Annotated in this window: 11 protein-coding genes; 6 read left to right on the top strand and 5 right to left on the bottom strand. The window is 36.2% G+C overall.

Features of this window, described 5'->3' with window-relative positions; all coding sequences use genetic code 11:
* Positions 1 to 21 precede the first annotated feature (21 nt).
* Together Q0543_RS02080 and Q0543_RS02075 are read right to left on the bottom strand one after the other, a co-directional pair.
* On the bottom strand, positions 22 to 219 hold the full coding sequence (locus Q0543_RS02080; protein WP_299248380.1) for a hypothetical protein: 198 nt from the start codon (positions 217 to 219) through the stop codon (positions 22 to 24).
* Between the two features lie 248 nt (positions 220 to 467).
* Entirely contained in the window at positions 468 to 1,985 is a 1,518-nt protein-coding gene (locus tag Q0543_RS02075; protein WP_299248377.1) for a glycine--tRNA ligase, read from the bottom strand.
* A gap of 134 nt (positions 1,986 to 2,119) precedes the next feature.
* Between Q0543_RS02075 and hemH the strand changes: the two genes are divergently transcribed.
* Positions 2,120 to 3,154 carry a ferrochelatase gene (gene hemH / locus Q0543_RS02070; protein ID WP_299248374.1) on the top strand — a complete coding sequence of 345 codons (1,035 nt, stop codon included), beginning with the start codon at positions 2,120 to 2,122 and terminating at the stop codon, positions 3,152 to 3,154.
* Between the two features lie 14 nt (positions 3,155 to 3,168).
* Positions 3,169 to 3,972: a class D beta-lactamase gene (gene blaOXA / locus Q0543_RS02065; protein ID WP_299248371.1), complete on the top strand. Its 804-nt coding sequence runs from the start codon at positions 3,169 to 3,171 to the stop codon at positions 3,970 to 3,972.
* Positions 3,973 to 4,027: 55 nt separating this feature from the next.
* Here blaOXA and Q0543_RS02060 read toward each other — a convergent pair whose 3' ends face one another.
* Entirely contained in the window at positions 4,028 to 5,137 is a 1,110-nt protein-coding gene (locus Q0543_RS02060; RefSeq protein WP_299248368.1) for a DegT/DnrJ/EryC1/StrS family aminotransferase, read from the bottom strand.
* Between the two features lie 193 nt (positions 5,138 to 5,330).
* Positions 5,331 to 6,938, bottom strand: coding sequence for a gliding motility protein GldM (gldM, locus tag Q0543_RS02055; RefSeq protein ID WP_299248365.1), 1,608 nt, complete (start codon positions 6,936 to 6,938; stop codon positions 5,331 to 5,333).
* A 187-nt stretch (positions 6,939 to 7,125) separates the two neighbouring features.
* Between gldM and Q0543_RS02050 the strand changes: the two genes are divergently transcribed.
* Positions 7,126 to 8,106 (top strand): hypothetical protein, encoded by a 981-nt coding sequence (locus tag Q0543_RS02050; protein WP_299248362.1) that lies wholly within the window; start codon positions 7,126 to 7,128, stop codon positions 8,104 to 8,106.
* Positions 8,107 to 8,322: 216 nt separating this feature from the next.
* A complete protein-coding gene (gene gldJ / locus Q0543_RS02045; RefSeq protein WP_299248359.1) occupies positions 8,323 to 9,513 on the top strand; it encodes a gliding motility lipoprotein GldJ in 1,191 nt (396 codons plus the stop codon).
* 76 nt (positions 9,514 to 9,589) lie between these two features.
* Here gldJ and Q0543_RS02040 read toward each other — a convergent pair whose 3' ends face one another.
* Positions 9,590 to 10,300: a phosphoribosyltransferase family protein gene (locus tag Q0543_RS02040; protein WP_299248355.1), complete on the bottom strand. Its 711-nt coding sequence runs from the start codon at positions 10,298 to 10,300 to the stop codon at positions 9,590 to 9,592.
* Positions 10,301 to 10,358: 58 nt separating this feature from the next.
* Here Q0543_RS02040 and Q0543_RS02035 point away from each other — a divergent pair, with 58 nt between their 5' ends.
* Positions 10,359 to 10,805 (top strand): hypothetical protein, encoded by a 447-nt coding sequence (locus tag Q0543_RS02035; RefSeq protein ID WP_366799940.1) that lies wholly within the window; start codon positions 10,359 to 10,361, stop codon positions 10,803 to 10,805.
* Positions 10,806 to 10,824: 19 nt separating this feature from the next.
* Positions 10,825 to 11,589, top strand: coding sequence for an exodeoxyribonuclease III (locus tag Q0543_RS02030; protein WP_299248353.1), 765 nt, complete (start codon positions 10,825 to 10,827; stop codon positions 11,587 to 11,589).
* Positions 11,590 to 11,689 lie beyond the last annotated feature (100 nt).

Genomic DNA, 11,689 nt, shown 5'->3' with positions numbered 1-11,689 from the left:
TAATAGAAAATATGAATATATTTATACAAGTCCGCTTGCATAAACCATAGAAATCAACGGTTTGAGTTGTAGTTGGGTAAGAGGCTCTTGACGCCAACATGGGTGAAGCTTCTTCTTTTTAATGAGTAATTGAATATCAAAATATGTCTTTATTGATTGTTGGCCGAATGACACAACGGGTTGAGTTGTGGTTGGGTAAGAGGCTGTCGACGCCAACATGGGTTTAAAAGGATAGTGTGCATGCTCTTTTCATCAAAAACTTTTAGCATCACAGACTGCTTGGTTGTTGGCCGCTGGCACAACAACGGTTAGAGTTGTGGTTGGGTAAGAGGCTGTTGACGCCAACATAGGTTTAAAGGCTCATTAACGACTAATTTGGTTTTTACACAAGGAAATATTTGTACTATTAACTAAAAAAGGCCTGTCCCTCGACAAGCCTTCCTTTTCAAAATAATTAAACTGAAAAACTATACCTTCTCCAAGATCGTTCTCCAGCTTGTTTCTTTTCGAATCTTCAACCGCAATTCGCTAATCGCAACACGTTCTTGAATCATTGTATCACGGTGACGAACCGTTACCGTATTGTCTTCTAATGTTTGGTGATCTACTGCAATACAGAAAGGCGTACCAATTAAATCGTTGCGTGTATAACGCTTACCGATTGAATCTTTATCTTCGTACGTTACCTTAATATCGTATTTCAATTCATTATAAATTTCCATTGCCTTTTCAGACAAACCGTCTTTCTTCATGATTGGAAGAATCGCTGCTTTGATCGGCGCCAAGGTAGGGTGCAATTTTAAGTACACACGTTCTTTTGTTTTTTCTTCGCCTGCTTCATTTGTTTCAACCGTTGTTTCTTCGGTGTATGCATTACACATTACCGCAAGGAAACATCTGTCTGCACCAACCGAAGTTTCAACCACATATGGAATATAATTCCCAAATGGTTTTCCTGTTGCAGGATCTACATCGTTGTCGAAATATTGCTGCTTCTTTCTAGACATTTTCTCATGGCTCGACAAATCAAAATCGGTACGTGAGTGTATGCCTTCCATTTCTTTGAAACCAAATGGGAATTCAAATTCAATATCTACCGCAGCATTTGCGTAATGCGCTAATTTTTCGTGATCGTGAAATTTTAATTTCTCTGCAGGTATACCAATTGCCTTATGCCAATTCATACGTGATTCTTTCCACTTCGCGTACCATTCCATTTCTGTCCCCGGACGAATAAAGAATTGCATTTCCATTTGTTCAAACTCACGCATACGGAAGGTAAACTGACGCGCAACAATTTCGTTACGAAACGCTTTACCTATCTGCGCAATACCAAAGGGTATTTTCATACGACCCGATTTTTGTACGTTCAAGAAGTTTACAAAAATTCCTTGTGCCGTTTCTGGTCTTAAATATATCGTGCTTGAATCTTCTGCAACAGAACCCACTTGCGTAGAGAACATCAAATTAAACTGACGTACTTCTGTCCAGTTGGATGTGCCACTTACCGGACAAACAATTTTTTCAGTCGTAATTAAATCTTGAACACCAGATAAATCATCGGCTTCAAGCAAGCGTGCTAATTTTTTTACCAATGCATCGCCTTCTTCTTTTTTACCAGCAGCTTCTAATGCAGCAGCACGGTCTTCAACTAGAACATCTGCACGATATCTTTTTTTAGAATCTTTGTTGTCAATCATTGGGTCACTAAAACCATCGATGTGGCCAGAAGCTTTCCATGTTAAGGGATGCATAAAAATAGATGCGTCCAACCCAACGATATTATCATTGAGTTGCGTCATTGATTTATACCAAACCGTTTTAATGTTGTTTTTCAATTCAACACCCATTTGTCCATAATCGTATACCGCTTGCAAGCCATCATAAATTTCTGACGACTGAAAAACAAATCCGTATTCTTTTGCATGAGAAACGATTTTTTTCATCAGAACATTTTCTGCTGGGGCAACTACTTTATTTTCCATATCTTAAATTGAACGTACCGTACTTACGTATTTAGTTTAATTCCCTTAACTTTAACCAAAACTTTGTAGCGACTGATTAAAATCACAACATATCATTTAGTTATTTGTTAAGTTTGCAAATTAAATATCTTTCTATGTCATTGCCTAATAAAAAATCTAAAACTGCCGTCTTTCTAATCAATCTCGGCACACCAGATAGTCCAAATACACCCGATGTACGTAAATACCTGCGCGAATTTTTAATGGACAGAAGGGTCATTGACATTCCTTGGTTTAATCGTTGGCTACTGATTAACATGATTATAGCTCCTTTTAGATCGCCCAAATCCGCACATGAATACAAGAAATTATGGACCGAAAAAGGTTCGCCGTTGATGTTTCATGGCGTTGCCATAAAAGAATTACTACAAGAAACCTTAGGCGATAGCTATAAAGTGGTTTTGGGCATGCGCTATCAAAACCCATCTATTGAATCTGCAGCCAAAGAACTAGAAGCCAAAGGATATAATAAAGTTATCGTTATTCCATTATTCCCACAATATGCATCTGCATCTACAGGCTCTGCCGTTGAAGAAGCATTAAGAGTATTAGGGAAATGGGAAATCACGCCACATATTGAAGTGATTTCAAAATTCTTTGATCATCCCTTATTTATCAAAGCATTTGCTGAAAAAGGAAATGCGTACTTAGCTAAACAAAGCTGGGATCACATTATTTTCTCCTATCACGGCATTCCTGAAAGACAAATCGTTAAAGCCTCTATTGGCGACCAATGCAAATTGGGAACCTGTTGCCAGGTTTACGGCTCTCGAAACGAGTATTGTTACCGAGCACAATGTTATGAAACGACCCGTTTATTGGTAAAAGAAATGGGTTTAGCAGAAGATACTTACTCTGTTTCGTTTCAATCGCGTTTGGGAAAAACACCTTGGATTAAGCCCTACACCGATCATAATATTGAAGAATTAGCAAAAGCAGGAAAGAAAAGCATATTATTTTTCTCTCCATCATTCATTGCAGATTGTTTAGAAACAACAGTTGAAGGCGGCGAAGAATATAAATTGTTATTTGAAGAACATGGTGGTAAAGATTGGCAGTTGGTAGAAAGTTTAAATACCAATGCTACTTGGGTAGCCTGTTTGAAAGATATGGTAGTCAGTAAAGGATAATAATTGCATTGTAGATGAAACAATTCAGCATAACGTTCTTATTCTTATTGACCATTCTTTCATTTATTCAAAAAGAGCCAATAATTATTCGGAATGATTTTAAAACCTATTATGATTCATTCCAAGTGGATGGCTCTTTTGTGTTATACAATCAAAATGCGCATTCGTATACATTTTATAATAAACCACAATACACAGAATCATTTAGTCCGGCCTCCACATTTAAAATCTGTAATTCTTTAATCGGAATAGAAACTGGAGTCATTAAAGATGCTGATTTTGTAATCCCTTGGGATAGCGTAACCAGAAGCTATCCCGTTTGGAATCAAGATCAAACCTTTCGCATGGCATTTCAAAATTCTACCGTTTGGTATTATCAAGAACTTGCACGTAGAGTTGGTGAGAATCAAATGAATCATTGGCTGAAAAAGTCCAATTATGGAAATGCAGATACGAGCGGCGGCATTGATCTATTTTGGCTTACAGGAGGACTACGTGTTACACCCAAACAGCAAATCGATTTCTTAAGACGCTTGCACGATCACAAATTACCCTTTTCGAAACGTACCATGGATATTGTAACAGATATTATGGTTGCAGAGAAAAAGGATACTTATGTATTACGTGCAAAAACCGGTTGGAGCGATGAAAGCAATCGTCATGTGGGTTGGTATGTCGGTTATGTCGAAAAAGACAACAATGTATTTTATTTCGCTACATGTATTCAAACAAGAGGATTAGACGATCGCTATATAGGTGTTGCCCGCAAAGCCATAACATTCAATATTCTTGATGCCTTGGAAATTATAAAAAAATAATCCTTCCAATTTTCCGTTCTCTAATTATAAAAATAAGAACGCGTTTTATGTTTACTTATGCATAAAACGTACGAATCACCTCACACACATACTCCACCTCTTCTCTTTTCATTCCCGTATAAATCGGCAAACTTAAAATCGTTTCTGCTAATTTTTCTGCAATGGGCAAACTTCCCTTTTTCAAGTTTAAAAAATCATAGGCCTTTTGTAAATGCGGTGGCACCGGATAATGAATAGCTGTCTGAATACCTGCTTTCAACAAGTGATCTTGTAAGCTATTTCGCTTTTCTGTTTGAATCACATATTGATGAAATACATGTGTACAATCAGCAGAAATAATGGGCGTTTGAATTCCATCTATATTTTTTAACACGTTGGAATACAACGCTGCTAATTCAATCCGTTCGGCATTCCAGCGATCAAGATAGTTTAATTTGATCGACAATATACCCGCTTGAATTTCATCCAATCGAGAATTTACTCCAATGGTTTCGTAGTAATATTTTTCTGCTGATCCATAATTTCCGAGTAAACGAATCTGCTTTGCTAATGCATCATCGTTTGTTGTAATCGCACCGCCGTCGCCATAGGCACCAAGTGGCTTCACCGGGTAAAAACTGGTTGCATTCACAATTCCAAAACTTCCGGTTTTTTTATTTTTATAGGTTGCACCGTGTGCTTGTGCATTATCTTCAATAATAAATAAATTGGCTTTTTTTGCGACTGAAATAATTCCATCCATTTCGCAGGACAAGCCATATAAATGTACCGGAATAATTGCTTTGGTTTTGGAAGTAATCTTTCGCTGGATTCCTTCTGCAGTAATGTTGAAGCTTTTTGGATCTGGTTCAACCAAAATCGGTGTAGCACCAACCTGACTCACAGCCAAAACTGTTGCTATAAAACTATTGGCAGGTACAATTACTTCATCGTCTTTTCCAATATGTAAAGCACGTAATGTAAGGATCAATGCATCCAATCCATTACCCACTCCGATGCACTCTTTTACAGAATGGTACGCTGCGTATTCTTTTTCAAATTGTGATACGCGTTTTCCCAACACATACCACGCGTCGGCATGTAGTTCCTTGTAAAAAGAAAAAATTTCTTTTTCAATGTCTTTGTTTTGAAAACGTAACGTAAAAAATGGAATCGTCTTTAACATAAACTCAATACATTTATTTTACTGCACTACAGTTTACAATAAATTTAGAACAAATAAAAAACCCTTGGTAAACCAAGGGTTTTTTCGTCAGATATCTTAAACGTTATAGTACAAAATTATACATCTGCCATTAATAAGGAAAGCCTTCCATTTGACACTTGAGATATTATCCCAAGTATTTAAGTCCTTACTATTAATTATATACCGGAATCATAATTGGCGTCGATGATACTTTCACCTCTTCCCAAGTGCCTAAATATGTTTTGCGCATCACCTTTTTAGCTGTTACAAAAATCATATCCTTGTCTTGCAAACTATTTGCAATACTTCCCATATTTATATATTCTTGCGGAGGGTTTTGCGGGGACAAACCACTTGCGGCTCTTCTACCTCTTCCAAAATATACTTCCCATTCCACCACTTTATAGGTACAATCATCAGGCTGACTGGCAGCAAATTCAGGAGTTGGAATGGCTTTAATTGAAATTGATTTTAAACCCGATGACGTAACACCCACTTTTGAATTAATTAATTTTCCGTTTACACGTACCTCCACTGTAGGTTTGGGAATTGGAATGACTTTAAAGTTTTCTTCTCCAATAAATTGGCCGTTGTTATAGACTGCAATTTTAGCAGTTGGTGCATTCGGTATTATGTACACCCGACTTTTTGTTCCACCAGGTTTTATGGTTGCGCCTGTTGATTTAAACTCCGGATTATATTGTGCACCCAATGCAGGCACCAAAATATCAACTTTGTTTCCGCAATTAAAATACAACGCTTTCATTGCTGCAGACTGCATTTGTATCACCGGTTTTACCACATAATATTCTTCACTTACCGAATAGACCGTATCTTGACCATTTGGCTGTCTCATTTTTATTTGAGCGGTCCAGATTTTCTTAAGCAAACCATCTGCAGAATATGCACCACCACCCGCTAAAAAATCATACGAACCAATACCACTTCCATCAACTTTTAATGCTTGATTTCCAACATTCATTGTAGGTAATTGGGAAGTTGAAGTAGCAGCCATCATAACTTCTGCTTCATACTTTGTACCTGCAGGCACATATTTACTTTTTGCACGTACAATAGGTTTCAAACTATTTACCTTATAATCACCTTCGCCCACTTTCGCTGCATAACTGTTCATTAAGCTACTTTCCATGGTAGTAACCTTTGTTTCCAAGTCACTTATCACCGCCATTGCAGCAACTAAGGGCGTTTGAGAAAAATTTAGTTGTGCAAAATCTTTATTTCTTTGATCGGAATTTTTTTGAAACAACACATCGTCCTTCGCATCCAAAGCAATGGGCGGCATAGATGTACCAGATCGTTTATTGATAAAGGCCACGTATTCATTCAAACGGTTTTGTAATTCATATGCTTTTCCATTCGATTTATTAGTACCTAGCATGTACACTTCAACATCGGTTTCTTCCTTTGCACCTTTCAAACTTCCATCTTCATCATAGCCACCCGTCTTTTCAATCATTTCTGTTTTCAAAGTTTCCATAAAGGCGCGAAGCTCCTGCGATTTAATATTTAATTCCTTCGCTTGTTGGGCAACTTGCATTTCATTTTTTCTATTTCCACGTTCTTTAACTGCAGCTTGTATCGTTTGTACTTTATCTGCATTGTATTGAGCCGAGTTCGCAACATTTTTTTCTATGCTTTTATTCAATGCATAAAACTTTTCTATCACAGCCGAACTTACTTGTAATGCAAGCAAAGCCGTTAGCACAAGGTACATCATACCAATCATGCGTTGTCTGGGTGTTTCTTTTCCTGTAGCCATAATTCATATCTGTTTCGTGTATGCAGCAAAATCTTTTTTTGCTTTGTATGAATAATGAGGATGCATTAAAAAGATACAGCATTTGAAAAAATATTTTTATTGGTATTAATTAATAAAAATTCATGTAACGAAAACCAATAGATTCATTATGTTCTTATAAAACCGAAAGAATATGAAATACCACCGTATGTATATAATCCTTTTTATTATTGTTTGTGTTAGCTGCAAACCAATAAACACAAGCATCGGGATAAGAAAAGTATACACTTCACCTAAGTTTGATATTGTTAAAAATAAAATGTTGCCAAATATAGACTTACTTCTTCAAGAGCCAGCACAGGAATTTCGCATTCATTCCAATGCAGATACAATATTATATGGTACAAATGGAACAACTATTTATTTCCATCCATTATGCTTACAGACACAAATTGCTACTCCTTACAATGGTATGGTTCATCTTGAACTCAAAGAGTTATTTACAAAGAAAGCCTTACTTAAAGAGCGCGCATATACTATTTCAAATGGAAGTATGTTAGAGAGCGATGGAGCATTGTACATAAATGCAAAAACAGAAACGGGTGATCAATTAATTATTACGTGTGATGAAGGAATTCAAATCCAAATTCCTCGAGATGTAAAACCAAACATGATTTATTTTAATGGTTCCAGAAATTCCTCTGGAAATATGAATTGGAACGTAAGCGATTCCATTGTAACTATTGCTGAAGATTTTGATTTGGATACTGATGACACTTTTTTCGAAGAAGGTGGTAGTGAAAGAAGTCCGCTACAAAAATATTTTTTCCGTACTAAAAAGTTCGGTTGGATAAATTGTGACCGCTTTTATGATGACATTAGAGAAAAAGTTGACTTATTAGCACGCTTTATATTACCTACTTATGAAAAAAAATGTACCGAAATACAAAACTATATTGTGTTTGACTCGTTGATGTGTGTACTTCCATTACAAATGGATGAATCTGGACAATGGATATGTCCGTTATTACCCCTAGGTGAAATTGTTACCTGCATATCGATTCAAAAATCAGATCAGCATCTTTATTATGGTATTCAAAAAACGAGAATTGGAAATTCGAGCTTATTGATAGCCCTAAAAGAAGTGAAAGAAGAAGAATTGATGCGTTTATTGGAATTAAATTTATAATTGGGAATATTTATAAATTAATATTCAAAGAGTCCTTTTTGTACAAATCTCGCTTAATCAGCGTTTTATTATTAAAAGTGATCTAGTTGAATACCGCTGTTTATAAACTGTGTCTAAATTCAAGTATCAAATTTCCTTTGAATAGTTGGATTTTAGATATAATGTGGATAAATTAGCAAACTGAATTGGAAAAGACTATCTATTAATTAAAAGGTTATGAAGAAAATGAATCGTGTTCTCAAACATGCGGTTGTTTTAGTAGCGGGTGTATCACTACTTTTTTCGTGTACAAAAGGGAACCCTACTAGCATGGATCCGGGGAAAGCAAGTACCACAACTGGTATGGCATTCAACGAAGAAAATGGATTTCAAGTAAGTGATTATGCTGGTCAGCCAGAAGGTCCTAACTTGGTATACATTGAAGGTGGTCGTACCGTATTAGGTTCGTTTGAAGAAGATTTGATGAAAAACGGTGACAACGTTGAAAGAACGGTTACTGTAGCATCTTTTTATATGGATGAAACTGAAATTGCAAACATCCACTGGTTAGAATATTTATTTTATGTTCAACGTGACTCATCTCAAGAATTTTATGAGTCAGCATTGCCTGACTCAACTGTTTGGGCATCTGAACTAGCATACAACGATCCTTACGTAGATCACTATTTCCGTTATCCTGGTTTCCGTTATTTCCCAGTTGTTGGGGTTAACTGGATTCAAGCAAACGATTTCTGTGTATGGCGTACAACAGTTGTGAACAATCAATTAGCACAAAATGCTGGTTTTGATGTTCCTGAAGGTGGTGGTCGTATTCCTTTGGAATCTGGTGTTGTATTACCAAACTATCGTTTACCATCTGAAGCTGAATGGGAATATGCTGCTCAAGCACTTATCGGGAACCAATGGTTAGATGAAAATCAAACACACAAACGTTTATATCCTTGGGACGGTCACGCATTACGTAATCCTTATGGAAAACAAATGGGTATGTTCCTTGCAAACTTTAAAAGAGGTCGTGGTGACTACGCTGGTATTGCTGGTAAGTTGAACGATGGTGCAATGATCACTACTTATATTTACGAATTCCCACCAAATGATTTTGGTCTTTATTGTATGGCTGGTAACGTGAACGAATGGGTTTACGATGTATACCGTCCATTATCATTCCAAACATTTGATGACTTGAACCCATTACGTCGTAACGGTTTCTTAGATGAAGAAAAAGGTTATGATAAAGCTGGTTTCCAATCTTTAATTGATGATCACGTTCGTGTATACAAAGGTGGTTCTTGGAAAGATGTTGCTTACTGGATGTCTCCAGGAACTAGAAGATATTTAGCTGAAGATTCTTGTACTGCAACAATTGGTTTCCGTTGCGCAATGATTCAAGCAGGAACAAACTATTAATAGATAGATTTCATTCATAAAAAAACCCGTAGCGATAACTATCGCGACGGGTTTTTTGTTTTATATAGTATCCATTTTAGTCTGCAACCATAGCCAGCAAGGCGACACTCACTTTTTCAGCTCCTGCATTTTTCAATAACATTCCACAAATTTCTATAGTAGCCCCTGTCGTCAAGACATCATCAACCAACAAAATATGCTTGCCCTTAATTTTATCTATGTTTCGAATAGCATAAACCAATTTTACATTTTCAAAACGCTTTACGCGTTTACTTTGAGCTTGTACAAATAAATTCCGTTTCCGATACAACACATTTTCTTCAATCTCTGTATCAACAACCCGTTGAATTCCTTCTGCAATTTTAGTAGCTTGATTGTAACCCCGTTTACGCATTCTAGATTTATGTAGAGGAATTGGAATAATCATGTCAATGTTTGCTTCTATCAACGATGCTTTTATTCGGTCTGCCCATATGGCTGCCAAACGAATGGCTATATCTGGTGAATCACCGTATTTTATCGCATGTAAAATTTTCTGCGTTTTGTTTTTCGAATCAAAAAGTAAATACGCCCATACAAACGATGGTCGTAATTCAATAGACAGACGGATATATAGCGATTCAGGTGAATAATCTTCTTGAACAGTTGGCAAGGTGCTCAAGCATGTTGAACATACATCAACCTCTGATTGATATAAACCGCTATCGCAGACAATACAATGGGGAGGATACAATACATCCACGATACATGCGGAAATATTTCCGATGCGTTTAAAAAAATTATTCATAAAATAGATTCCTTAGCTAATTGGTGTGTAAATTAGTATTTCCTTTTATAAAAACCACATGGAATTTGAAGATCTCGATTTAAAGAATGATTGGAAGCGATTGATGTACTTCTTCATTCGCACCACGGGTAAAAAACCAACCACAAATACCTTGTTGTTTCTAATTGGCGTAAACGAATTAGGAAAGGGGAAAAAAGCGTTTTCTAAAGAAGAAAAACAAGATTTAATGCACATTGCTACGTGTAAATTGTTGAGTCAATCTGGATTTTATGAATGGGAAGGTTTAGATTCTGATGGTTGGCCACATTATAAAGCATTAAAAGCCATACCTAAATTAAATTTAGAAGAACAAGAAGACTTTCTCAAATTGCAAATGATTGAGTATTTTGAAGAACATATTTTAGAAGAACGCGAACGAGAAAAAACGTCAAAAAATATAAGTAAGCTTAAACCCATTATGAAGCCCAGAGAAACAAACACAGATTCGCAAACCGACTCCGAATAAAATTGAAGCTACATTTAGAATGAAAATAATAACCTATAACGTAAATGGCATACGCTCTGCTATAACAAAAGGATTGTTAACCTGGGTCCAATCAACCAATGCAGAAGTTGTTTGTCTCCAAGAAATTAAAGCAAGTTCAGATCAAATTGATCAAGCTGCTTTTAAAGAATTAGGCTATACCACGTATGCTTTCCCGGCACAAAAAAAAGGATATAGTGGAGTAGCGATTTTCACAAAAGAAATTCCCAAACATGTTGAATATGGTTGTGGCATAGAAAAATATGATTTTGAAGGTAGAGTAATTCGAGCCGACTATTCAGATTTTTCTGTAATGAATGTATATATGCCCTCAGGTTCCAGCGGAGAAGAACGGCAAATTTTCAAATACGGGTGGATGGACGATTTTCTTATATATGTAACTAAACTGCAGAAAAGCATTCCCAATTTAATAGTTTGTGGTGATTTTAATATATGTCACCAAGCCATTGATATTCATAATCCTAAGTCAAATGCCAATACATCAGGCTTCCTTCCAGAAGAACGTGCTTGGATGACAAAATTATTTGATTCTGGATTTATTGACGGGTTTAGACATTTTAATAAAGAGCCTCATAATTATACTTGGTGGAGTTATAGAGCGGGTTCCAGAGGGAAAAATTTGGGTTGGCGCATCGATTATCACATCATAACTAAAAACATGGAATCTCGTTTAAAACGATCAGTGATTCTACCAGATGCTATACATTCCGATCATTGTCCAGTTTTACTTGAAATTATCGCATAAATAAATTTGTTTGTATACATAATTTGGTATATTGCTATATTAAAATCAAACTCTAGTTATACAGCGTATAATTCTGCTATGTATAACTAGAAAAAAAATA

The organism is uncultured Cytophaga sp. (assembly GCF_937863595.1).
Lineage (GTDB): Bacteria > Bacteroidota > Bacteroidia > Cytophagales > Cytophagaceae > Cytophaga.
This window is presented reverse-complemented; position numbering and strand designations above follow the sequence as displayed.